Source organism: Corynebacterium sp. 11A (assembly GCF_008930935.1).
Classification (GTDB): domain Bacteria; phylum Actinomycetota; class Actinomycetes; order Mycobacteriales; family Mycobacteriaceae; genus Corynebacterium; species Corynebacterium megadyptis.
In genome coordinates this window covers 63,737-87,233 of sequence record NZ_PQMR01000007.1, presented here as the reverse complement: position 1 = coordinate 87,233, position 23,497 = coordinate 63,737, and the positions used below count along the sequence as shown (strand labels likewise).

Genomic DNA, 23,497 nt, shown 5'->3' with positions numbered 1-23,497 from the left:
TATGAGCTACTCTCTCGTTCTTAACTCTGGCTCCTCCTCCATCAAGTTTCAGCTGGTGGATCCCGCCTCCCACGCCCAAGATGAGCCTTTTGCCTCTGGGCTGGTGGAGCAGATCGGGGAGGACTCCGGCCGCGTCACCCTCAAACACCTGGGGGAAAAGCATGTGGTGGAGGCACCGATTCCCGATCACTCGGTGGGGCTGAAGCTGGCCTTCGACCTCATGCGCGAGCATGGCTGCGGCATTGAGGATGTGGACATCTCCGCAGTGGGCCACCGCGTGGTGCACGGCGGGCTGGTGTTCTCCCAGCCGGTGATCCTCACCGATGAGGTCATCAGCATGGTCCGCGATCTCATCCCGCTCGCCCCGCTGCATAACCCGGCCAATATCGACGGCATCGAGGTGGCACAGTCGCTGCTGCCGGACATCCCGCACGTGGGCGTGTTCGACACCGGTTTCTTCCATTCGCTGCCGCCCGCAGCCGCCCTCTACGCCATCAACAACGAGGTGGCTGGCGAGTATGGGGTGCGCCGCTATGGCTTCCATGGCACCAGTCACGAATATGTGTCGCAGCATGTGCCGGCGTTGCTCGATAAGCCCGCCGATATGGTCAATCAGATCACCCTGCACCTGGGCAATGGTGCCTCCTGTGCGGCTATTCGCGGCGGGCTGGCCATCGACACCTCCATGGGGCTGACCCCGCTGGCCGGTCTGGTGATGGGTACCCGCTCGGGTGATATTGATCCCGGCATCGTCTTCCACTTGGCCCGCCAGGCGAATATGAGCATCGATGAGATCGATGAGCTGCTCAACCGCAAGTCCGGTGTGAAGGGCATCGCTGGGGTGAATGATTTCCGCGTGCTGCGCGAGCGCATCGAAGAAGGCGATGATGACGCCTGGCTGGCCTACAATATCTACATCCACCAGCTGCGCCGCTATATCGGCTCCTACATGGTGGCCTTGGGCCGCGTGGACGCCATTACCTTCACTGCCGGTGTGGGAGAAAACGACAAATTCGTCCGCGCCGATGCGCTAGAGAACCTCGAGTGGTTTGGCATCAAGATCGATCCCGAGCGCAATGAGCTGCCGAATGACGGCCCGCGTGAGATCTCTGCCGATGATTCTCAGGTGAAGGTTTTTGTGGTTCCCACTAACGAGGAACTCGCCATCGCCCGCTACGCAGATCAATTGGCGCAGAACAGCTAGCACCAAAAAGCACTGTGGCGGTACCGAAAGGGTACCGCCACAGTCGTGTATTTAGCTGTGTTCTTGGGTGTGTAGCTTGAATAGGCCATTGGCCCAGAACATGCAGGAGAGGGCGAGCATGATGCCCAGTACTCCCCCCATGCTGAAGAGGCCAGTGACCACGATAAACCACACGGAGCAGACCACCGTCAGCAGCGCAGAGAATCTCACTGTCAGGCACATTGCTCGGAGGAAGCGCGTGGTCGACCACCCAGTGATGGACAGATACAGGGAGTACACAATGAGTGCGGTGACGCTCAAGCCCGCGAGAAGAAAACACACGGAATAGGGCAGACCGCCGTTGTGGACCTTGCTGGCTGTATCCAGCTCTTCTTTTACCGTGATGGCCGCAGAAATACTAAGCAGGGCGCAGGCCAGGGCGAAAAAGGAACCTGAGATGAGTGGCCCTTCACGTAGCATCGGCTAAACGTTCTCCTTGTGGTTCTTGGAGGATAGCGAGTATCCCAAACGGTTGAGTATCCGAATCGCCCTGTGGCGCGTGGTTTCCGGAGGTTGCTTTCGGTAGTGAGCTAAGTCAAACATTACCTGTGGGGGATGCGAGAGAATCCGGCGTGGCCTGTTGGTTTCCCCTCTATGGGGTGGTGCGGCTGTGCCTATCCACGGGCCGCCTCGTGGCCTCTACAGCCAAGTGGTGGGGCGCACTTTATTGGCCATGTCGATGAGCTCATAGCGATGCAGGGTGTGGTGGGCGCTGCGGGCCAGGCCGCGGAGCCAGCGAGCAAGGCCGTAGCGCAGACCGGTTTGGGTGAAGGGGTCGTCGAAAAGCTCATTGGGCGAGCATGCCTCACTGAGGTCATTGCTCCGCAGCCAGTAGAGCCCGGCGGCCGTGACTGCAGCCTGGAGCTGTAGGTAGCGGGGCTCGTTGGTGGGGATCTGTTCCAAGCGGCGGGCGGCGCGGCGGATGGCGGACTCGGTGGACTCCCCAGAAATGAGCATCATGATGGTGCTCAGCTGCGCCATACGCTGATGCCGTGAGGCCTGCGGTACCCGATCGAGCGCCGCCACCGCCAAGTTGGTCTGGTCCTCGGCATAGAGCTGCCGGGCCAGGCCGAAGGCCGAACTCACCGTAGTGGGGTTGGTGGCCCACACCAGTTGATAGAGCTGAATAGTGTGAAAGCGCAGCTTCGCCGGCACGCTCGTGACATAGTTCCAGTCATCGCTAATGGAGCTCATCTGCTCCGGTGTCACCTCCGCCGCATCGGGGCCGAGGAGCGCGGCCTTCAGCGCGGTGTCGCTGAGCAGGGCGACATGGTCGTGGGAGCTTTCCTGCAGCAGCATGTCATTGACCGCCGCCAGCGCCAGCTTCGGCGCCGGCTCCCCGGGCAGGATGTGCAGCACTTGGTTGAAATGCCGTTGTGCGGCCAAGAGATCCCCGGTGAGCATGGTGGTCACCCCAGAAAACCACTGGTGGCGCCAATCGTTGCCGAGTCGTTCTTCCAGCGACTCCAGCCAGGATTTCGCCTCGTCCCGGAAACCCAAGTCCAAAAGGGCGCGCACCACCCCGAGGGGGATCTCGGTGGAGTGTTCATACTCGCTAGACTGCATGGCTTGGTGGAGGGTCTCCAGGGTCTCTGTGGGCTCGGAATAGGAGCTACCCGAGAGCAGCGCCGCCCCAGGATCGGAACGATCAATCAGTGGCACCGGTAGCGCCGAGATCACCTCGTCCGGGGTGATGCGCACCGTGCGGTCCACGCCATCAATGAGCTGATCGGTTTGGAACACCAGATGCTTGGTGCCGAAGGTTGTACGCTGCGGGGAAAAGGCCGAATGGTGCGAGGGGTATTGGATGTCATCGCGAATGGCGAGGATTTCCCGCAGCACACCATAGAGCTGGATTTCCAGCTGGGAGATGTCCGTGAAGCGCTGGGCGGGATCCTCGTGGGTACAGCGCAGCAGCAGCCGGTAGAAGCTCAAGTAGCGGCGCAGCAGCGGTTCCGCGGTGGGGGAGGGGATCCCTGGCTCGTACACGCCCTCGCTCATTGGCAGGGGCAGTGTGAGCGCGGCCAGGGTGCGCCCGATGGTGTAGATGTCCGAGGCCACCGATGGCCCCTCGGTGGCGACCTCGGGGGCCTGAAAACCCTTGGTGCCATAGATATAGCCGAAGGCCCCGATGCCGGAGACCGCGCCGAGATCAATGAGCTTGACTTGGTCCTCGGCGACGATGATGTTATCCGGCTTGAGGTCGTTGTACACCACGCCGCGGGAGTGCAGATAGGCCAGCGCCGGCAGCACTTCGAGGATATAGCCGATGGCCACGTCGATATCGATGGTGCCGCCGGAGCGCTTCGCCCGGTCCCGCAGCGAGGGCCCGCCCACGAACTCCATCACAATGAAGCCGCCATCCACCCGCGGATCGTCGATGAAGTTGAAGATCTTCACAATCGCCGGGTGGGTGATATCCGCCAAGAATTCGCGCTCGGCCTCGGCCACCCCCTGCGAGGGGTGCGAGGTCTCCACCATCATGCCTTTGAGCACCACCCAGCGGCCCGAGACGTTGCTGTCCTCGGCGAGATACACCCAGCCCATGCCGCCGTGGGCGATCACGCCCAGCACGGTGTACTGGTTGGCCACCACATCGCCGGGGCTGAGCGCGGGCGGCTCGGTGCCGTTGGCGATGTCCTCGCTGGGGTCAATGAGGGCTCGTTCGGGATCGTGCAAGGGCACGAAGGGAAGTTGCACCATGCCCTCGGCCACCAGCCGGCCCACACGGGTATGGGTGCGCCGCTCGCGGAAGGTGGACAGCGCCTCGCGGCGGCTGCGCTCAGAGGGGTCGTCCTGCACTTTGGTGGGGGCGGTGGGCTGATTCGGCCCATCGCGCAGCGCCCCGAGGTCCGCGAGCAGCGCCTGAATGGAGCTATCGGAATCGAGCTCCTGCTCCTCCTCGCCATCGTCCGCGAAGGGGTCAAAGGGCACGGCCTCGGTGCCCATGACGGGATAGTCTTCATCGCTCATCAGCGTTCTCCCTCCTCATCCACATAGTGGGGCGTGGGCGGAGACACCGAGGTTTGGTAGGGGCCGAGGGTCTGCGCATACATGTCTTGCCACGTGCCATCGCTGATAATGCGCTCGATCGTGGAATTGACTTGCCGCACCAGCCCCGTGGTGTCGTGGCCTTTCTCGGCCGGCGGGATGCCCACCCCATAGCTTTCCTTATCAATGGGCCGGCCCACGATCTCCGTGGTGGGGTCTTGCGCGGCGATGCCGGCGAGAATCGAATCATCCCCCACCACGGCATCCACCTGGTCCTGTTGCAGGGCCACGAGGCAATCCGCCCAGTTCCGCACGCGCAGAATATCGGCATTGGGCGCATAGGTGCGGGTGTGCTGCAGTGCCGTGGACTCGTCCACTACGCAGACGCTGCGCCCATGGAGTGAGTCCACCCCCGTGGTACCGGAGCCCTTGTGCACCAGCACCCGAGTTTGGGAGGTGAAATAGGGCGCCGAGAACTCCACCTTCCCCTGGCGTTTGGGGGTGATCGTCATGGTACGGATCACCATGTCCACGGTGCCGCTATCCAGCGCCGAGACCCGATCAGAGGCGTCGATGAAGCGAAAATCTACGGCATCGGGATCGTCGAAGATATCGCGGGCGATCTCCCGCGCGAGGTCTATCTCGAAACCGGAGAGTTCCCCCGTGGCGGGATCGCGGTAGGAGAGCAGGTTCTGGGATTGGTCTACGCCCACGATCAGATAGCCGCGCTGCACAATGTCCGGAACGCGCTCCTCGGGGGTGCGCTTATCGGGGCGCAGGGAGGCAAAGCTCTCGGCCTCGTCTACCTGCACCGGCGGCTGGCTGCCGGCCTTTTCCCACTGGGCGCCGGCGGGAAAGGAGCGCTGTTCATGCGCCAGCTCCTGCACCCACGTGGGGGCGGGGTTGCGCTCGGGTTCCACATCGGAGCACCCGGCGATCCCGGCGCTCAGAACAAGGCCCAGCGCCAGAAGGCGGCGGTGCGGTGCGGGCGGGCGCATCAGAGGAACTCCAAGAGTCGGGGGCGAATACCTATCCACACCAGTACCACAGAGAGCACGGAGCAGATACTCACCATGATGGCGAGCAGGCGGGTGGCGCGCAGGCCATCGGCAATATAGTCGCGCATGGTGGCGCGGGCATCGCTGATGAGCGTGGAGAGGTTTGCATCGAGCTCATCGAAGGCGGTGGCCGCGGAGCGGGGATGATTACCGAGGGTCACATCGAGGGCGGTGTCATAGTTGCCGGAGGACTGGGCGTCGCGCAGCCGCTCGTGATACACCCGCCACTGCTCCACGGACTGCTCGGCTCGGTTGGTGGCCATCTGATCTTGCGCGGAGTCCAGCAGGGGCGAGGAGCGATAGCTGTCGATCGCGTTATCGATGCGGTCCATGCTGGCATAGAACAGAGTGGCATTATCGGCCACGGATTGGCGCCGCACCAACGCCAAGGTTTCTTTGGTGCGGGCCTGCTGCGCGGCGATACGCGCATTGGTTAATTCACTCATCGGCCCGGCCGCTTTATTAAAGCCCTGCTGCCCAGCATTCCACGTGGCCCAATTGGCCGATCCCACCCACAGCAGTGCGGCGAGCATGAGCACGGTGGCAGCGGCAAAACCACGGTTGAGGATGCGGCGGGTGCGGTTATAAAGCCACGCCTGCGCCAGCACCAGCAGCACAAACGCAGCCACCAGCCCAGAGATCGGCACCCATTGGGGGCGGGTGAGGTCCTGCTGCTGCTCGGCCACCGTGGCCGAGGTGAGCTCGTAGAGCCGCGAGGCATTGGGTAGGATCTCGCTGCGCATGAGGCTCGAGGCCTCGGCCAGATAGGCCGTGCCCACTGGGTTACCCATGTTGTAGTTCGCTCGGGCGGTTTCGATCAGCCCGGTGTAGACCGGCAGTTTCTGATTGATAGCGGCCAGCAGGCGCATTTCCTCGCTATTGCTATCGCGTACCTCCCCCATGGTCTGCGCCGCGGCGATACTGGCCTGCGAAATCGCATCATTGTAGCGCTCCCGCACCCGCGGCGATCCGGCGCGATTCTCCACAAAGCCGGTGGTGGCGGAGGTATCGGCGATGGAGAGCGAGGTATAGAGATTCAGCGCCGAATAACTCATGGGCTCCACATGGTCGAGCAGCTGATTCAGATCGCGCTCTTGATCCTCGGAGGAGCGCGCGATCGACAGCCCCGCCGCCAGCAGCGCCACGCTGAGGATGACGCACATCAGCGTCATAAGCCCAGGCGGGGTGCCCACGAAGCGAATAAAGCGCCGCAGTTGCAGCAGCGGCACATCCACCAATTCGCGGGTGACGTCGGCGAATCGCCGTTCGGCGGGTTCTGGCTGATCGAGCCAGGCATCGCCTTCGCTTGTCGACGTCGCCCTCAACTCCGTGACAGCTTCTGCCACGCTGTCACCCGTGGGGCCGGCTTTCTGGCCCGTACCGGAAAGAGTCATGTCCACAAGTCTAGCGAGGATATCTCGCCATACCCAGTACTCGAACTACACTCGCGAACATGGATGGAGACGGAAACGGTTGGAGCCTTGCCCCCGATGGCTCGCGGCGCTGGGGACTCTTTGGCGCGGCGGGGCTTTTTCTCATTGCCTCGCCCCACACCGCGCCCCGGGTATTGCTGCAGCACCGCGCCCAGTGGACGGCCGAGGGCGGAACCTGGGCCCTGCCGGGCGGGGCGCGGGATTCCCACGAAACCGCGGTGGCGGCCGCGTTGCGTGAGGCTCGCGAGGAAACCAGTATCGATACCGCGCAGGTGCAGGTGGTCGACGCCATCACCACGGCGGGGCCGTATGTGTCTGGCTGGAGCTACACCCAGGTGCTGGCCACCTGCCCGCAGCCGCTGCCCACCGCCGGCAATGAGGAATCCGTGGAGCTGCGCTGGGTGCCCTTGGCCGCGCTGGAGTCCTATCCGCTCATGTCGGCCTTCGCGGAGTCGCTTCCCTTGATGCGTTCGGTGATCGCTGCCGGCGGGATGGCGTCGACAAGCTAAGGGCAGCCCTAGCACTGCGGGCGGGGCTGTGCCACACTGTGCTACATGATTGAAGTAACTGGGCTGAGCAAACGCTATGGCTCCACGCTGGCGGTGGATAATCTCACGTTCAGCGTGAAGCCTGGCGTCGTTACCGGATTCCTGGGGCCAAATGGCGCCGGCAAATCCACCACGCTGCGCATGATTCTGGGACTGGATAGCCCCAGCTCTGGGCAGGCCACGATCAATGGGCGCACCTACGCCGAGCTAGAGAATCCGCTGCGCACGGTGGGCTCGCTGCTGGATGCGAAGGCGGTGCACCCCAAGCGCAGCGCGGCGAATCACCTGCGCTGGATGGCGGCCTCCAATGGCATCGATACCCGCCGCGTCGACGAGGTACTAGGACTCGTGGGGCTGAGCGATGTCGCGGGCCGCAAGGCGGGGGGCTTTTCCCTCGGTATGGCACAGCGCCTGGGTCTTGCCGGGGCGCTGCTGGGCGATCCGGAGTATCTCCTGCTCGATGAGCCGGTCAATGGCTTGGATCCGGAAGGTATCCGCTGGGTGCGCACCTTCCTGCGCTCCCTGGCCGAGGAGGGCCGTACCATCCTCGTCAGCTCCCACCTGCTCTCCGAGATGTCCCAGACCGCCGATCACCTGCTGGTGATTGGTCGCGGCCGGCTCGTCTCGGATTCCCCCACCGAGGACTTCATCCGCCAATCCGCGCAGTCGACGGTGCTGGTGCGCACCGACCACCCGCAAGAATTGGCCGCCGCGCTGCAGGAGGAGAATGTCCACGCCGAGCGCTCCCACGACCCCCACGGCCGAGAGATCCTGGTGGTGCAGGAGACCACCACCGATGTGGTGGGCGGGCTGGCCTACTCCATTGGGGTGGCCGTGCACGAACTCACCGAGCAGCGAGGCTCCCTCGAGGATGCCTTCATGCGCAGCACCGGCGACTCCGTGCAATACCAATCCCACACCACCACCGCTGCGCCGCAGCGTCCGGAAGGGGAGATCTAAACCATGTGGAATGCCATTCGTGCAGAGTTCATCAAGCTCATCACCACTAAGTCCTTCTACATCACCTCGCTGCTCTATGTGCTCATCGCCGCCGGTTTGGCCGGTATGTCGGCCTATGGCACACGGCAACTAGCGCAGAATCCCGAATTTGCTGGATCCGAGGTCGAGTTCATCGTCGAGCCCCGCGGCCTGATCTTCACTCTCGATGTCGTTGCCGCCATCGTGATGGTCCAGGCGGTACTCATGGTGACCTCCGAGTACAGCCGCAATCAGTCCACTGCCACCTTCACCGCCATGCCGCGCCGCTGGAGGGTGGCCGCGGCCAAATGCGTGCTCTACGCCGTGGTGGTGGCGATCCTCTCATTCCTCACCCTGATCCTTGTCCTCTACGTGGGCAAAATAATGGGCGGCGAGGCCGCCAGCTCCATGCAGATCTGGGGCGATGACTACGTCCAGCACGCCCTCTGGGCCAAGCCGGTGGCGCTCGTGTTGAGCATCGTTTTTGCCATGGGTTTCGCCTGGTTGCTGCGCAACACCGCCGGCGCCATGTTGGTGGTGCTGGTATGGAGCCTCGGACTCGAGCTCATCCTCGGAAATATGCTGCCGCGGGTGGGTACCTATATCAGCGGCTACGGCCCCTTCAACCATCTCACCGCCTTCCAGACCACCGAGCCCGTCGTCGAGGGCCCGGATTGGGACCCGATTCTCAGCGGCCTCTACTTCGCTGTCTGGGCCGCCGTGATCCTCGTGGCAGGGCTACTGGCGATGAAGAAGCGCGACGCCTAGTTCAGCAGCACATACAGCGCCACCACCGCGCCGGGCAGCGCCAGATAATAGGCCAGCACCGCCGCGGTGCTCAGCGCCGGGTGCGGCTGGGCCACCCCAGCCAGCCAGATGGCGAAACGAATAATGCCGTCCGTGGCCGGCGGGATGAGCATCACCAGCAGCACCCCGACGAGGTTGAAGAGCACATGCACCAAGGCCACCTCGAGGCCCGTGGCCCCCGCCGGCCCCTGTACCGCGAGCGTGGCCATGAGCGTGGTGAGCGTGGTGCCGATATTCGCCCCGAGGGTCAGCGATAGCGCCTCCCGGGTAGTGATGGAGCGCACCGCGGCGAAGGGCACGATTGAGCTGGTCACCGTGGACGAGGAATGAATCAGCGCCGTCAGCGCCGCCCCGGCCGCCACCCCAGTGGCTTGGGAATCGCCCAGGGCCCGCTCCATGAGCGTGCGGGTGGCTTGGGCCATAAGCACATGCAGCTGCCGAGTAGTCAGATAGACAGCGCTGAGCAGCAGCGCCGCCCCCAGCACAAGCACCACCCACGGGGCGGCATGCGCGCCGACAAGCGCCCCGGCAGCACCGCGGGTGCCCACCAATTCCACGAGGGGATCGCTGAGCCGACGCACGAACTCAGCGGTGGGGATTTCCTGGTGGGAGCCCTCGTGGAGGATCTGGGTGCTCAGCCAGTGGCTGCTGCGCTCCAAGGGGTGAAAGAGCAGCTCGAGGGGGAAAAGTACCGCCACACTGGCGCTATTAAAGATGCCCTGCACATTGGCGGTGGCGAAGGCGCTCCGAAACTCCACCGGCGAGCGCACAAAACTCAAGGCCACGATCGCGGAGGTCATCGAGGTGCCAATATTCGCGCCCATGATTATCGCGATCGCCAAAGGCAAAGGCACCACCCCAGTGGCCACCGCGGCCACGGTCACCGTGGTGATGGTGGTGGAGGATTGCACGACCGCCGTGGCGGCGATACCCAGGCACAGCCCCACCACGGGGTGTGCGGCCACCGCGACCAGGGTGGCGATGGTGTCGCGGGAGAGCATCGAGGTGGCGTCGCCAAGCAATGCGAGCGCAAAGAGGAGCAGCACCACAGCCCCCGCTACGCCCGACCAGCGCACCGCCATGCCCAAGAGGGAGGGCGCGAGAACATCGGAATCGGAGGTGGTGATCCGCGGATTGCGGGGATGAGTGGTGCCCGGCAGCCGGGTGGGTGAGTCAGCTGCCACCTCGTGAATCCTCCTCCTGCGCTGCCGATTGCTGTGACCTCAACATTAATGGGGGCTGGTGGGAAGCCCTAATTTCCTCCCCCTATGCCAAACCTGAGGTGAGCTTGCAGGCATTATCCAGATACTTGCGCCAGAAACCGCGGGTAGACCACTCCTCGAGCTCAATCTGCGAGGAACTGGCGATGTAGCTATCGGCCAGCTCGCTGAGCCGAGTGGTGAGCGAGCCGCGCGCCACCATCAGCGAGATCTCGTAGTTGAGGTTGAAGCTGCGCATATCCATATTGGACGAGCCCATCACCCCGATGGCATCGCGGTTGGAGGAGGCGGGATCGGCCACCATGAACTTCGAGTGCAGCACATAGGGCTTGGGATAGGTGTGGATGCGCACCCCGGCCTCCAGCAGGGCCTGGTAGTAGCTGGACTGGGCGTGGTGGACGATGAAGTTATCGGCACGCTCGCTGACCAACAGATCCACCTGCACGCCGCGGTAGCAGGCGCTGGTAATGGACTCAAAGAGGGACTCGTCGGGGATGAAATAGGGCGAGCACAGGATCAGCCGCTGCTTAGCGTGGTGGGCGATGGAGTTAAAGAGGCGCAGATTCGGCGAGGTGGGAATACCCGGGCCGGAGGGCACCAGCTGCAAAATATTGATATCCGAGTCCGGTTCCTCCGGCAGCTCCGGGCTGGGTTTTTCCTCTAGCACGTTCAGCGCCTCGCCGGTTTCGAAGTACCAGTCCATGGCGAACACAGCGCGCAGCGAGTTCACCACCGGCCCCTCGAGCTCCACCATGAGATCGATCCAATGGCGATCGGCCTCAATATTGGCGTCCAGTAGATAGCTGGTATCGATGAGGTTTTGCGAGCCCATGAAGGCCACCTCGGAATCCACGATCACCATCTTGCGGTGATTGCGCAGATCCGGGCGACGCCAGCGACCAAACCAGGGCCGCAGCGGGAGCATCACGTGCCACTCCACCCCGATGGAATCCAGCCTCTTGCCCAGCCGCATATAGCCGGGGTACTTCCACGAGCCCACGTGATCAAAGAGCAGCCGCACCTTCACCCCGCGCTGGACGGCGCGTTCGCAGGCGCGGAAGAACGGATCCGTGGTGTCATCCCAGGCAATGATGTAGATCTCGATATGCACATACTCGCTGGCATTATCGATGGCCTCGGCCATGCGGCGCAGGCTGTTGTAATAATCCGGCAGCAGCCCCTTGGTGGTGCCGGTGACGGCGGGGATATTGGTGAGTCGGCGATTGAGCTTGACTATGGATTCCAGCTCCGGGCTGAGCGTGGTGTGCTGCGGATAGTCGGGGGCCTCGGACTGCACGGCCTCAATCGATTGATTGGCCTCCTGCTGCAGCCGGTGACGGCGGCGGTTGATATAGGCCGAGCCCATGAGCAGAAACAGCGGCAGACCCACGATGGGCAGCACCAGAATGATCAGCAGCCACGCTGTCGATGCTGCGGGACGACGTCCTTCCGGCACGATGCCGATGGCCAAGATACGGATGGAGTAGTCGATGATCAGACCCGCCGTCTGCCACCACTCCAAGTGCACGCTAATCACACTCTGCGCCCCCGCTAGTCATAATCCACCACCACAGGCACGTGATCCGAGGCGCCTTTACCGGCGCGCTCCTCGCGATCAACAAAACCGCTGCGGGCGCGGGCCACCAGCGCGGCGGTGGCCACCTGAAAGTCAATGCGCATGCCCTCGTTCTTGGGGAAACGCATGGCCGTATAGTCCCAGTAGCTATAGTCGCCCTCGCTAAAACGGCGGGAGGTTTCTTCCACCCCCTCGCTGCACAGGAACTCGAAGGCGTGGCGCTCTGGTTCGGTGAGATGGGTTTTGCCCGCGAAGAAGGAAGGATCCCACACATCGCTATCGCGGGGAGCGATATTGTAATCGCCCACGAATACCGCCGGGGTGTCTAGGCTGTGGGCATAGGCGCCGAGGGTATAGAGGAAGCGCAGCTTGTAGTCATAGTGCGGGTGGGCGATCTCGCGCCCATTGGGCACATAGAGGCTCCACACCTCCACACCGCCGCAGCTAGCACCGATCGCGCGGGCCTCGATATCCTGCGGCTCCGCAGGATCATTGTGATAGCCGGGCTGCTGCGGGAAGTGGGTGCGCACATCCGCAATGCCCACGCGGGAGATCAGCGCCACGCCGTTCCACTGATTGAGCCCATAGTGCGCCACCTCGTAGCCGGCCTCGGTGAAGGGATCGGTGGGGAAGGCCTCGTCTTTGACCTTCGTCTCTTGCAGCGCGAGCACGTCCACGTCGTGGCGCTGCAGAAAATCCACGGCACGCTCGATGCGCGTGCGCACGGAGTTGATGTTCCACGTGGCAATTCGCATGCCCACTACAGTAGTCGTTGGAACAACTGGGGGTAATCCGACGTTGCAAGGGATAAGAACGGAGATTCGCGCCGTCTTCGGCGGTGCCTCAACCAAGGAGTGATGTGGTGTTCATGGAGGATGAGTACCTACGTACTCAGCAGCTGCAGCAGCCGCGGCGAGGCTTTCCTTTCGCGGGTGTGCGCGATGCCATGAGCCCGCCGGTGGCCTATTCCGAGCTGGAGCGCTACCAGGCCTTCGGCCCGGGCCGAAATCGCGGCCGCCGTGATACCTACTGCGCCCCGGTACTGCGGCGTATGGCCGCGCACGCACTCGATGCCGCAGGCGTCACTCTGGCGCTGCTGGCCATGCTTCTTGTCGTGTCCACCGGCAGTGTCAGCACCGTCGCTCTCTTGAGCGTCCTGCTCGGCTGGCCGGCCGCCTATTATCTCTATCAGGTGGCCGGCGATGTCTGCGGCGGCAGCGTGGGCAAGCGGCTACTCGGTCTGCGGGTGGTGGCCCCGGCCGCCCTGCCGGTGAGTATCACCTCTGCTTCTCGACGCAACCTGTGGATCTTGCTCAACTACATCCCCATCGCCGGCCCGGTGGCGGCGCTCGGTGTGGCGGGATGGCTCGGCGCCGATGCCGCCACCGATGCCTTCGGCATGGGGCCGCACGATCGCAGCGCCGAGCTGCGCGTCATCCGCCCCGACTAGCCCCTAGCCTCTGGTCTCCAAGCTCTGTGGCATAGCGGTGGCGGTGATGTTCGATGAAGCCGAGCCGCTCATAGAGCCCGATACCGGCGGTATTGGAGGCGATCACCTGCAAATAGGCGTCTGTGGCCCCATTCTCCGCGCCCCAGTGCAGCACTGCGCGTCCGAGCTGGGTGCCTAGCCCGCGGCGGCGCCACGCATCCTTGACCTCCACGGCGGAATAGCCCAGCCAGCGCCGCCCATCCGGGGATTCGGTGATGGTGGCACGGGTAATCGCCACCGTCTGCTCGCCCACGCGGATCTGGGCGAATCCCATGTGCCCCTCGATTTCTCGCATGAGTAGCTCCAGGGCGTGCACCGGCAGCGCCTGGCCGCGGAAATGATATTGCTCCAGCCAGGCCGCATCGGGCTGCTCCTCCACGCTCACCGTCATGCCCGCGGGGAGTGTCGGTGGAGTGTCGGTGTCGTAGTCGTTGAGCGAGCGGCTCATCACAATAATGTCCGGCCCCAGCTCCCAGCCGGGCGGCTGGCAGAGCCTTTCGGCGTTGCGGGCGATACGCTCCGGCAGGTGCACCCGCACCGGCAGCTCGTGGCGGGCATAAAACTCGCAGATCTCCGCCAGCGGCGGCAGGCTAAACCCGGCCGCCGCGCCCAGCGGGGTGGCGGAATTGGAGCGCTCGGTAATGCCATCGCCGGCGCGCATCAGCCACTGCCCGTCCTCGCTCCAGGCGTGCTCGATGCCCGGGAACGCGAGGGCGGTGGCGTGCTCGATGGCGCGGATATCGGAGTTCATCACCCGGCGCGGGCTGAGCACTTTCAGGATTTTCACCAGGGAAGCGTCGATAAGCACTGTCGGCGCAGAGGACGGCAGCCCGCCTACTGACTGGGGGCGCAGGATCAGCGGCTCTAGGCTCACCACATGCCCGATCACATCCGTCAGATGCCCGGGCGTGTTGGGGATGCGGCGGCGCACAATCACCCGATCGCCCACTGTGGGGGCGCGGCCACTAAAGGGGAAACTCAGCATTAGTTGTCGAAACCGAAGGGGTCGGGGTCGGTGCCGGGCAGCCAGGTGCGGCCCGCCTCCGTCCAGCCATTGCGCTTCACCATCTTCTTCGCGGCACGCTTATTCCGGCCGATGAGCATATCGGTGTAGACGTAGCCATCGAGATGGCCCACCTCGTGCTGCAGGAGGCGTGCGAAGAAGCCATAGCCTTCTACCGCGATCTCCTTGCCGTTTTCATCGAGGCCGGTGACCCGCGCCCAATCGGCGCGGCCGGTGGGGAAACCCTCGCCCGGCAGGGAGAGACAGCCCTCATCCTCGGAGCCATCCTCGGCAGGCATGGTCTCCGGGATCTCGGAGGTTTCCAATACCGGGTTGATCACGCAGCCCACCCGAATCCGGCCGCCATCGCGGGCAATATCCGCCGCGGATTTATCGCTGCCCTCAGGGCCATCGATATCAGGGCAGCGGTAGACAAAGAGCCGCTTGTTCACGCCCACCTGATTCGCCGCCAGGCCCACCCCATTGGAGGCCACGAGGGTTTCGTGCATATCGGCAATGAGCTCGGCGAGCTCGCTCACCGGCTCGGTCACGGGCTCGGTGGGGGTGTGCAGGACGGGGTCTCCGTAGATCACAATCGGGCGAATCGTCATGCAATAGAGTGTAGACCCATGAGTCAGTTGAGTGAGCACGACAAAGCGATCCTGGAGTTGGAAAAGAAGCGCTTCGTGCAGTCCGGGCGGAAAGAGGAGGCCATTCGCTCGCTCGGCACCACCCCGGTGCGCTACTACCAGCGCCTGAATGAACTGATCGATCTGCCGCTCGCAGCCGAGCGCGAGCCACTGCTCATCGCCCGCCTGCGGCGGCTGCGGGAGCGGCGATCTTAAAACACTTTCAGCTCTACCAATAGTTCACGTTAAGATGGCAGGCGTGTCTGAGATGAACTACTCCCCCCACGAGTCCACCGAACACGATTCCGTGCTCGACGAGCGTGCCGCCGCCCATGCTGCCGGTTCTTCGCGCGGTTCCGAGGCGCCCATCCGCGGCCTAGCGATGATCCTCATCAGCGTGGCAGTGCTGCTGGCGCTATGGGGAGTCTTCACCCTCATCGATTCCGATGATCCCAATGACACCGTGGTGGCCGATCCCGGCTCCTCCAGCTCCGCAGCGCCATCCCCCGCGCCGAGCAGCTCCGCCGAGCAGGCCCCGCCGGCTCGCCCCGAGGGGGAGAAGCCGGCGGGTGACAAGCCGGGGGGCGAGAAGCCGGCCCGCCCAGCAGAGCAGGGTACTGCGGTGGATCCGAAGACCGTGCCGGTGACCACCCTCAATAACTCCACCATCACCGGCCTGGCCGATAGCGTGGCGACGAAGCTGCGCGATACGGGCTGGAATGTGCGCGAGGTGGGCAACTTCGCCGACACCCCGCTGCCGGAAACCACCGTGTTCTTCACCCCGGGTAATGCCGATGAGGAGCGCGCCGCCCGCGCGCTCGCCGAGCAGCTCGGCGTTCAGGCCCAGCCGCGCTCGGAGGCTGTCGCCACCGCCCCGCAGGGCGTCGTCCTCATTCTCACCAAGGACCTCCGCACTCCTTAAAGTCGGCGATCTTTTCACCCTGTGGGCTCGTCCGCCTGCTGGAATCGAGTAGTACTTCACCATGACTCAGCCTTCGACAAGCTCACTGTCTGCCGGCGAGAAGCGCCGTTCTGTCTCCCACCACCAGAGCTTTAAACGCGGCGGCCCCCACACCCTCGGGGTGGAATGGGAGATCGGCCTGATTGATCCCGCTACCCGCGATCTGGTGCCCCGCGCCCATGAGGTGGTGGCCTATATCAACGAGCACTATCCAGAGGTGCACGTGGAGCGGGAGTTTTTGGCCAATACTGTGGAGCTGATTACCGGGGTGGGTTCCACCGTGCCCGAGGTAGTAGAGGAGCTACGCTACGGGCTGGCCGCCTTGCAGGAGGCTGCCGAGCACCTGGGCGTGAAGCTCTGGTCGGCCGGCTCCCACCCCTTCGCGGACTGGCGGGAACAGCCCGTGTCGGAGAAGGGGCCCTATTCCGAGATCATCGAGCGCACCCAGTACTGGGGGCGGCAGATGCTCATCTGGGGACTGCACGTGCACGTCTCCGTGGAACACGAGGACAAGGTCTGGCCGCTGATTAACGCGCTCATGACCACCTTCCCGCATCTTCTGGCCCTGTCGGCCTCCTCCCCGGGCTGGAATGGGCTCGACACCGGCTATGCCTCCAATCGGACGATGCTCTATCAGCAGCTGCCCACCGCGGGGCTGCCCTTCGTCTTTGACACCTGGGAGCAGTGGTCGGAGTACATGGAGGATCAAGACACCTCCGGGGTGATTAGCCACACCGGCTCGATGCACCTCGATATCCGCCCTGCCGGCAAGTGGGGCACCATCGAGGTGCGCGCCTGCGATGCCCCCTCCACGATCACCGAGCTCGCTGCCCTCGTGGCGCTCACGCACACCCTGGTGGTCTATTTCGACCGCCAGCTCGATGCGGGCGCGGAGCTGCCGCAGCTGCCGCTCTGGCACAACGCGGAAAACAAGTGGCGGGCCGCCCGCTATGGCATGGATGCGCTGGTGATCACCGGCCGCAACACCGAAGAAGAATGGGTGCGCGACTCGTTGCGCGGAATTATCACCACCCTCCGTCCGCTGGCCGCGGAGCTGGGCTGTGCTGAGGAGTTCACCGAGCTCGAACGTATGGTGGATCGCCCGGCAGCCTATGCCCGGCAGCGGGCCATCTTTGAGGCCAGCGGTGATTGGAAGGACGTGGTAGACCTCAGCATCGAGGAACTCTACCGCGGTCGCCCCTAGCCTTCTGACTGCTCCGAGCGCCCCCGCTGCTCCTTGCGGCGGCGCTGCTCTTCCTTCTGCCGCTGCTGTTCCTTCTCCCGCTCCTTGCGCTGCTTCTCGGCGGGCTCGTCGCTGGTCAGCAGCTCGGCGTCATAGAGCTTTTCCTGCCGTGCGATCCTGCCGAAGCGCTGCGCCACCACCGGCGCGGTGAGCAGGGCGAAGAAGATCACCAGCACCATGGCGGTGATATCGCCGCGCTCTGCGGAGCCGAAATCTTCAATAGCGATCACCCGCAGAATCGCCCCGAGCATCACCAGGATCAACCCGAGGGTTTGGGGTTTGGTGATGGCGTGCAGCCGCTGCATGGTGTCGCGGAAGCGGGCGAGGCCGAGGCTCGCCGAGAGCGAGAGCAGGGCGCCGAAGGTGAGGCACACAAAAGAGGCGATCAACAGGGCGGAGGTCATCGGCGGGCGTCTCGCTTCCGGAATCGGGTGACGGCCACGGTGGAGATGAAGCCGAGCAGCGCCAGCACCATCATGGCGTTCGACACGGTGGTGTCGAGGGTGTAGCAGATATACAGCGCCAAGGCCGCTTGGGACATGGCCACGATCGCATCGAAGCTGAGTAGCCTGTCCAGAGAGTTCGGCCCCACGAGGATCCGCCCCAGCGCGATGAGCGCCGAGACCGAGAGCATGATTGAGGGGATGATGAGCAGGGCGGTGTAGAGATCATTATCCACGAGGGCTCACCTTCTCCTTCTGCGTCCCGGTTGTCTGCATATTGCTCTCGAAGATGGCGATCAGCCGCTTCTCCAGGGCGCGCACGCTCTCCTTGGCGGCGGCGATCGCGGCCGGGGAGCGGCCATCGAGCACGTGATAGACCATGCGGCGATTGGCCACATCGAGATCACAGACCGAGCCACCTGGGGTGAGGTTCAAGATGGTGGCGGCGAGGGCAAAAACGAACTCGTCTTGGACGCGCATGGGCACATAGACAATCGCGGAGCGCGGCGGCTCACTGGGGCGCAGCGCAATCCATGCCACCCGAGCGGAGGAGACCACCAGATCCCCCACGAAGGCCCCGGCCAGCCGGAGGAGCTGCCACCAGGCGATGCGGGACCACGTCATGGGCACGCTCGGTAGCGGCAACAAGACCGTCACAGCTAGGCCGATGCCGAGGCCGGCGAGAATATTGCCGGGGGTGATCTCGCCATAGAGCATCACCCAGATCACGGCCAGCACCACCACGGAGAGCGGCCGGAAGCGGCGTTTGAATCCTTCGATCATCACTGGCCTCCTTGGAGTGCGGGCTGGCGGCCCGGCTCATCGTTGCCGCTGTCATGGCCGAGCACGGCGCTGCGATAGTTCGCCAGATCCTGTGTGGACTCCGCGGCGCGGGTGGTCACCTCGGACAGCGGCCCGGCGAGCACCGTGATGGCGAGGGAGGCGGCTACCAGCAGGGAGGTGGAGGCCACCATGCCGCTGGGCATCCGGCCCACGTCGGAGCGCTCGGTGATCTCGATGGTGTCGGTGCTTTCGATCAGCGTGGTGGGGCGGGCAAAAGCTTGGTTGCCCTCGGGGGCATCGGAGCGATCGCGCCAGAAGGCCTTGGACCACACCATCGCCATGGTGTAGAGCGTGAGCAGGCTGGTGAGCACTGTGCCACCAATGAGTAGCCACACCAGCGCCCCGGAGCGGGTGGCGCCGGCCTCGATGAGCAGCACCTTGCCCAAGAATCCGGAGAAAGGCGGGATGCCACCCAAGTTGAGGGCGGGGATGAGAAAGAGCGTGGCGAGCACCGGTGAGGTCCAGGCGAGCGAGCCGAGCCGCCGCAGGGAGGAGGAACCCGCCTGGCGCTCGATCAGCCCCACCACCAAAAACAGGGCGGTTTGCACCAAAATGTGGTGCACGGCGTAGAAGATCGCCCCGCTCAAGCCCTCTGCGGTGCCGAGGGCGATGCCGAAGATCATGAAGCCGATGTGGCTGACCAGAGTGAAGGAGAGCAAACGCTTGATGTCGTTTTGGGCCATCGCCCCGAGGATGCCGAAGAGCATGGTGAGCAGCGCCGCCCACATCAGCAGGGTATCGAGGCTGCCATCGGGAAACACCACGGAGCGCATCCGAATGATGGAGTACACGCCCACCTTGGTCAGCAGCCCCGCGAACACCGCAGTCACCAAGGCCGGGGCGGTGGGGTAGGAGTCCGGCAGCCAGGAGTAGAGGGGAAAGACTGCGGCTTTGACTCCGAAGGCCACGAGCAGTACCGCGAAAATGGCGGTGCGCACCCCGGAGGGCACCTCCTCCATGCGGATGGAGATATGCGCCAGGTTTAGGGTGCCCACGGCGGCATAGGTGAGGGCGATGCCGATGAGGAAGATCACCGAGGAGAGCATGTTCACCATCACATAGGCGATACCGGCGCGGATACGTTCCCGCGCCGCGCCGAGGGTGAGCAGCACATAGGAGGCCACGAGGAGTACCTCGAAGCCCACATAGAGATTGAAGAGATCCCCGGCGAGGAAGGCGATATTCACGCCCATGCTCAACAGCAGATAGGCGGGCAGGAACACGCTCACCGGATCTTTCTCCGAGCCATCGCGCATGCCTTGGGAGATAGCAAACCACATCACCGCCAGCAGCACCAGCGAGGAGACGGTGAGCATGAGCGTGGAGATGCGATCGGCCACGAGGGTGATACCGATGGGTGCATCCCAGCCGCCGACTTGCAGGCTCTGCACCCCAGCTTGGTCTACGTAGACCACCATGAGGGTGCACAGCGCCAGCAGCAGAATGAAGGTGCCCATGGCCACCACGTGTTGCACCCGCCGGCTGGAGAGCAGGTGGATGAGCGCGGTGGCGATCACCGGTAGCAGAATCGGGCCTGGGATTAGATAAGGAAACAGCGGCGCGAGGGTATCCATCACTGCTCGTCTCCTTCTTTTTTGCCTTGGCCGTGCACCGGCGCCTCGAAGCTGGAGGGGCCGAAGAGATCGCCGCGCTCCGTCGGCTCGCCGGTGAGCGGATCATCGGAGGCGTCGTGGTCCGGCGCGGCCGAGGCGGCCAGCGGCCGGGTGGCCACGGCGGTGTCCTCGGTGTCATCCTCCACCAGGTCGGCGGTGCCATAGCGATACTGCCGGTAGGCGAGGCCGAGAATGAAGGCGGTCATCGCCATGGAAATCACGATGGCGGTGAGGATCATCCCTTGGGCGAGGGGATCGGAGTCGGCGTCGTCAAGCGCCGAGCTGCGCCCCATAATCGGCGGCGCTCCCGCGGGGCCGCCGGCGAGCAAAATCAGCAGATTCACGCCATTGCCCATGAGAATCAGCCCCATGAGCATTTTGGTCATGGCGCGCTCGAGCAGCAGGAAGGTGCCCGCCGCCACCAACACCCCAGCGGCGAGGACGAGCGAGAGATTAACTACCATGGCGCGCCATCTCCTTCCTAGCGGTCTCCTTCTTCACGGCCTTGCGGCGGCGGCTGCGCTCATCGCGATCCAGCTGCCCGCCCAGCGATTGCAGAATGTAGAGCACCAGCCCCACCACGATGAGATACACCCCGAGATCAAAGATCAGCGGGCTCACCAGGTGCATCTCGCCGATCAGCGGCACATGCAGATCCAGCACATAGCTGCGCAGCGGGGCATCGCCGAGCAGCAGCGGGGCCACGGCGCTTATCGACGCCAACCCCAAGCCACTACCGATGATCTTGCCCGGATCCACCGGCATGGTCTGCTCCAGCTCCTCTGGGCCGCCGGCCAGGTAGCGCAGGGCAAAGGCCAGCCCCGCCACCAGGCCGCCGGCGAAACCGCCGCCCGGGGCATTATGCCCAGCGAAGAAAAAGAACACGCTGAGCACAATCATCGCCGGGAAACTCAGCCGGGTCGCCGCCTCAACCACCAGGGCGCGGTTGCGTTCGCGCTCATGCGCGCTGGGGGCGGACAGCCACTGCCCGCCGAAGGTGCTCTCGTGGAGCACCGGCCGCCGCGAGACGCGGGAAAAGCTGCGGGTGCGATAGACCAGCGAGGCCACGCCGGTAGCCACAATCACGATCACGGAGATCTCGCCTAGGGTATCCCAGGCGCGAATATCCACCAGCAGCACGTTCACCGCGTTCGCCCCGTGGGCGATGTCCTTGGCTAGGGCGGGGATCGCCTCGGAAATCGGGGCCACGCTGCGGGCGTTCATGGCGAAGACCCCCAAGACCACGGTAGTCATGCCCACCGCGGCGGCCAGCCACGCCCGGCCGCGCAGATACCCGGTGCGGGTGCGCGCCGAGGTTTCCGCCGGCAGCTTCCGCAGCACCAGCATGAACACCACCATGGAGACGGTTTCTACGAGCAGCTGGGTGAGCGCGAGGTCCGGGGCGCCATAGGTGGCGAAGATCAGCGCCAGCCCATAGCCGGTCACCCCCAGCAGCACCACCGCGGAGAGGCGGTTATCCATCCGGGTGGTGGCGATGGCCACCACAATGATGATCAGCGCCAGCACTCCCTGCACCGGGGTGTCCCAGAGCGTCATGCGCACATTGGTGCGCTCGCCCAGCAGGATTGCCACCATGGGCAGCACGCAGAAGGTCAAAAGAATCACGGCCTCGTTGATGGGCAGCGAGCCGCGCTGCGTATTCGCGGTGATGCGCAGCGACAGCCGCCGCAGCGTATCCAGGGTGGAATCATAGGCGGCATCCGCCGAGCCCAGCGCGGGCTTGTCGAAGTGGAAGCGCTCGAGGGTTTTGCGCTGCCAGTGCATGATCGCACCGGCGGCGATAATCACCGCGGTGAGCAGCAGCGGGATGCCGAAGCCATGCCATAGCGCTAGCTCGCCGGAGGGGGCGACGGCGCGCATCTCGGCGTCATCGTAGACGGTGCCCGCGTGAATGCTGATCGCCTGATCCAGCAGCTCTGGGCGCAGCCCGAAAAACAGTCCCGCCAACGCCAGCACCAGGGGCGGGGCCCATTGGGTGAAGCTCAGCGTATCCATGGTGGCCACCGCCGGGGAGATGCCGCCGCCGCTGGGATGATCGGGGCGTTTGCGAAAGAAGGCGGCGTGGAAGAAGTACAGGGTATAGGCCACGGTGAGCACCGAGCCCACCACCAGGCCCAGCAGGGTGGCCTGGCCGGGTAGCCCCACCAAGAGTGGCTCGTGCAGCAGGGTCTCAAATACCGCCTCTTTGGCCACGAAGCCGAAGAAGGGCGGGAGCCCGGCCATAGAGGCCCCAGCGAGGGCGGCGATCAGCGCCAGCCCGGGCTTCTTCCGGCCCAGCCCGGAGAGCTTATTTTTATTGCGGGTGCCGGTGCAGTGGTCGATGGCGCCCACCACCATAAACAGGGTGGCCTTGAACATCGAGTGCGCCAGCATCAGCGCCAGGCCGGCGATGAGCGCGGCTTTCGCGCCCACGCCCATCACGGTGATGATGAAGCCCAGTTGGGATACGGTGCCATAGGCCAGAATAAGTTTCAGGTCCTTTTGTCGTAGCGCCATCCAGCCGCCGAGCAGCATGGTGAAAATGCCGAGCGGCAGCACAATCAAGTGCCAGGCGGTAATGCCATTGAGCGTGGGCGAGAGCCGCGCCACCAGGTAGATGCCGGCCTTCACCATCGCCGCCGAGTGCAGATAGGCCGAGACCGGGGTGGGGGCGGCCATCGCGCCGGGCAGCCAGAAGTGGGCGGGGGCGATCGCGGATTTACTGAGCGCCCCAGCGAGAACGAGGGCCACGGCCGCGCCCATCCACGGCGCATCCGGGCCGATACCGTGGCTGACCAACCCAGAGAGCGTCCATTGCCCGGAGCGGGTGCCGAAGACCACGATGCCCACCAGCATCGCCAGCCCGCCGAGGGAGGTGACCATCAGCGCCTGCCCGGCGGAGCGGCGGGAGGAGGCGCGCTCGCCGTAGTAGCCCACCAAAAGGAAGGACAGCACGGAGGTGATCTCCCAGAACACGTACATGAGCAGCAGGTTGTCGGAGATCACCAGCCCGTACATGGCCATACAAAAGGCCACCATGCAGCCGCCGAAGGTGGCGAGCCGGCGCGGGTTGGCGTTGAAATAGCCCCAGCAATAGAGCAGCACGAGGGCGCCGACGCCCAAGATGATGAGCGCAAAGAGCGCGGAGAGGCTATCGAGGCGGAAATCGAGGTCCAGGTGTGCGCCGCTCATCCACGGAATCTCCGCGGTGCGCGTGGTGGGTTCCGGGGTGGTGAAGAAGGTGGTGAGCACCCACCAGAACCCGGCGGCGGGAACCAGTGCGACCACGCCAAAGGCCGGCCGCCCCAGCACCCGCAGGAGCGCGGGCGTGAGCAGCGACGCGGCAATTAAGCAGAGGAGCAGAATAAGCACACATCCACCTCATCTAGTAGAGGAAGCAACGTGTCTCATTCTAAACG

General features: G+C 64.3%; 23 protein-coding genes. 8 read left to right on the top strand and 15 right to left on the bottom strand.

The window, feature by feature from the left end; genetic code table 11:
• The first annotated feature begins 1 nt into the window (after nucleotide 1).
• Entirely contained in the window at nucleotides 2-1,204 is a 1,203-nt protein-coding gene (locus GBB18_RS06835; protein ID WP_151641178.1) for an acetate kinase, read from the top strand.
• 51 nt (nucleotides 1,205-1,255) lie between these two features.
• Here the strand turns inward: GBB18_RS06835 and GBB18_RS06830 are convergent, their stop codons facing one another.
• The 4 genes from GBB18_RS06830 to GBB18_RS06815 form a co-directional block, all read right to left on the bottom strand.
• On the bottom strand, nucleotides 1,256-1,663 hold the full coding sequence (locus GBB18_RS06830) for a hypothetical protein (protein ID WP_151641177.1): 408 nt from the start codon (nucleotides 1,661-1,663) through the stop codon (nucleotides 1,256-1,258).
• Nucleotides 1,664-1,882: 219 nt separating this feature from the next.
• Nucleotides 1,883-4,216, bottom strand: a complete 2,334-nt coding sequence (locus tag GBB18_RS06825) for a serine/threonine protein kinase (RefSeq protein WP_151641176.1) — start codon at nucleotides 4,214-4,216, stop codon at nucleotides 1,883-1,885.
• The gene (locus GBB18_RS06820) at nucleotides 4,216-5,232 is read right to left on the bottom strand and encodes a glutamate ABC transporter substrate-binding protein (protein WP_151549968.1); all 1,017 of its coding nucleotides are present in this window, start codon (nucleotides 5,230-5,232) and stop codon (nucleotides 4,216-4,218) included. The genes GBB18_RS06825 and GBB18_RS06820 overlap by 1 nt, the downstream gene beginning before the upstream one ends.
• Nucleotides 5,232-6,686, bottom strand: a complete 1,455-nt coding sequence (locus GBB18_RS06815; RefSeq protein WP_151549969.1) for a hypothetical protein — start codon at nucleotides 6,684-6,686, stop codon at nucleotides 5,232-5,234. Before GBB18_RS06815 ends, GBB18_RS06820 begins: the two co-directional genes overlap by 1 nt.
• A 59-nt stretch (nucleotides 6,687-6,745) precedes the next feature.
• Here GBB18_RS06815 and GBB18_RS06810 point away from each other — a divergent pair, with 59 nt between their 5' ends.
• From GBB18_RS06810 to GBB18_RS06800, 3 genes are read left to right on the top strand one after another with little or no spacing between them, the layout of a single operon-like run.
• Nucleotides 6,746-7,234 carry an NUDIX hydrolase gene (locus GBB18_RS06810; protein ID WP_151549970.1) on the top strand — a complete coding sequence of 163 codons (489 nt, stop codon included), beginning with the start codon at nucleotides 6,746-6,748 and terminating at the stop codon, nucleotides 7,232-7,234.
• Between the two features lie 45 nt (nucleotides 7,235-7,279).
• The gene (locus GBB18_RS06805) at nucleotides 7,280-8,233 is read left to right on the top strand and encodes an ABC transporter ATP-binding protein (protein ID WP_151641175.1); all 954 of its coding nucleotides are present in this window, start codon (nucleotides 7,280-7,282) and stop codon (nucleotides 8,231-8,233) included.
• Between the two features lie 3 nt (nucleotides 8,234-8,236).
• Nucleotides 8,237-9,019 (top strand): ABC transporter permease subunit, encoded by a 783-nt coding sequence (locus GBB18_RS06800; protein WP_151641174.1) that lies wholly within the window; start codon nucleotides 8,237-8,239, stop codon nucleotides 9,017-9,019.
• On the opposite strand, the gene GBB18_RS06795 is transcribed toward GBB18_RS06800, so the two are convergent.
• From GBB18_RS06795 to GBB18_RS06785, 3 genes are all read right to left on the bottom strand, one after another.
• Nucleotides 9,016-10,242: a Na/Pi symporter gene (locus GBB18_RS06795; RefSeq protein WP_151641173.1), complete on the bottom strand. Its 1,227-nt coding sequence runs from the start codon at nucleotides 10,240-10,242 to the stop codon at nucleotides 9,016-9,018. The genes GBB18_RS06800 and GBB18_RS06795 overlap by 4 nt on opposite strands.
• An 82-nt stretch (nucleotides 10,243-10,324) precedes the next feature.
• Nucleotides 10,325-11,815: a cardiolipin synthase gene (gene cls, locus GBB18_RS06790; RefSeq protein WP_151549974.1), complete on the bottom strand. Its 1,491-nt coding sequence runs from the start codon at nucleotides 11,813-11,815 to the stop codon at nucleotides 10,325-10,327.
• A gap of 14 nt (nucleotides 11,816-11,829) precedes the next feature.
• Entirely contained in the window at nucleotides 11,830-12,609 is a 780-nt protein-coding gene (locus tag GBB18_RS06785; RefSeq protein WP_151641172.1) for an exodeoxyribonuclease III, read from the bottom strand.
• A gap of 113 nt (nucleotides 12,610-12,722) precedes the next feature.
• On the opposite strand from GBB18_RS06785, the gene GBB18_RS06780 reads away from it, so the two are divergent.
• Nucleotides 12,723-13,304 carry an RDD family protein gene (locus GBB18_RS06780; RefSeq protein ID WP_151641171.1) on the top strand — a complete coding sequence of 194 codons (582 nt, stop codon included), beginning with the start codon at nucleotides 12,723-12,725 and terminating at the stop codon, nucleotides 13,302-13,304.
• Here the strand turns inward: GBB18_RS06780 and GBB18_RS06775 are convergent.
• Both GBB18_RS06775 and GBB18_RS06770 read right to left on the bottom strand, forming a co-directional pair.
• A complete protein-coding gene (locus GBB18_RS06775) occupies nucleotides 13,288-14,328 on the bottom strand; it encodes a GNAT family N-acetyltransferase (protein ID WP_151641170.1) in 1,041 nt (346 codons plus the stop codon). The two genes, GBB18_RS06780 and GBB18_RS06775, sit on opposite strands and share 17 nt — an antisense overlap.
• Nucleotides 14,328-14,957, bottom strand: a complete 630-nt coding sequence (locus GBB18_RS06770; protein ID WP_151549978.1) for a peptide deformylase — start codon at nucleotides 14,955-14,957, stop codon at nucleotides 14,328-14,330. The genes GBB18_RS06775 and GBB18_RS06770 overlap by 1 nt, the downstream gene beginning before the upstream one ends.
• An 18-nt stretch (nucleotides 14,958-14,975) precedes the next feature.
• Between GBB18_RS06770 and GBB18_RS06765 the strand changes: the two genes are divergently transcribed.
• The 3 genes from GBB18_RS06765 (at nucleotide 14,976) to GBB18_RS06755 (ending at nucleotide 17,140) form a co-directional block, all read left to right on the top strand.
• Nucleotides 14,976-15,191 carry a DUF3263 domain-containing protein gene (locus GBB18_RS06765; protein ID WP_151549979.1) on the top strand — a complete coding sequence of 72 codons (216 nt, stop codon included), beginning with the start codon at nucleotides 14,976-14,978 and terminating at the stop codon, nucleotides 15,189-15,191.
• 52 nt (nucleotides 15,192-15,243) lie between these two features.
• A complete protein-coding gene (locus GBB18_RS06760; RefSeq protein ID WP_225990258.1) occupies nucleotides 15,244-15,897 on the top strand; it encodes a LytR C-terminal domain-containing protein in 654 nt (217 codons plus the stop codon).
• A 61-nt stretch (nucleotides 15,898-15,958) separates the two neighbouring features.
• Complete coding sequence (locus tag GBB18_RS06755) at nucleotides 15,959-17,140, top strand: glutamate--cysteine ligase (protein WP_151641168.1); 1,182 nt, start codon at nucleotides 15,959-15,961, stop codon at nucleotides 17,138-17,140.
• Here GBB18_RS06755 and GBB18_RS06750 read toward each other — a convergent pair.
• From GBB18_RS06750 to GBB18_RS06725, 6 genes are read right to left on the bottom strand one after another with little or no spacing between them, the layout of a single operon-like run.
• Nucleotides 17,137-17,583: a monovalent cation/H(+) antiporter subunit G gene (locus GBB18_RS06750; RefSeq protein ID WP_151641167.1), complete on the bottom strand. Its 447-nt coding sequence runs from the start codon at nucleotides 17,581-17,583 to the stop codon at nucleotides 17,137-17,139. The two genes, GBB18_RS06755 and GBB18_RS06750, sit on opposite strands and share 4 nt — an antisense overlap.
• Nucleotides 17,580-17,858 (bottom strand): monovalent cation/H+ antiporter complex subunit F, encoded by a 279-nt coding sequence (locus GBB18_RS06745; protein ID WP_151530177.1) that lies wholly within the window; start codon nucleotides 17,856-17,858, stop codon nucleotides 17,580-17,582. The genes GBB18_RS06750 and GBB18_RS06745 overlap by 4 nt, the downstream gene beginning before the upstream one ends.
• On the bottom strand, nucleotides 17,851-18,405 hold the full coding sequence (locus GBB18_RS06740) for a Na+/H+ antiporter subunit E (protein ID WP_151641166.1): 555 nt from the start codon (nucleotides 18,403-18,405) through the stop codon (nucleotides 17,851-17,853). Before GBB18_RS06740 ends, GBB18_RS06745 begins: the two co-directional genes overlap by 8 nt.
• The gene (locus tag GBB18_RS06735) at nucleotides 18,405-20,039 is read right to left on the bottom strand and encodes a Na+/H+ antiporter subunit D (RefSeq protein ID WP_151641165.1); all 1,635 of its coding nucleotides are present in this window, start codon (nucleotides 20,037-20,039) and stop codon (nucleotides 18,405-18,407) included. Before GBB18_RS06735 ends, GBB18_RS06740 begins: the two co-directional genes overlap by 1 nt.
• Nucleotides 20,039-20,542 (bottom strand): Na(+)/H(+) antiporter subunit C, encoded by a 504-nt coding sequence (locus tag GBB18_RS06730; protein WP_151530180.1) that lies wholly within the window; start codon nucleotides 20,540-20,542, stop codon nucleotides 20,039-20,041. The genes GBB18_RS06735 and GBB18_RS06730 overlap by 1 nt, the downstream gene beginning before the upstream one ends.
• A complete protein-coding gene (locus tag GBB18_RS06725; RefSeq protein ID WP_151641164.1) occupies nucleotides 20,532-23,450 on the bottom strand; it encodes a Na+/H+ antiporter subunit A in 2,919 nt (972 codons plus the stop codon). The genes GBB18_RS06730 and GBB18_RS06725 overlap by 11 nt, the downstream gene beginning before the upstream one ends.
• Nucleotides 23,451-23,497: the final 47 nt, after the last annotated feature.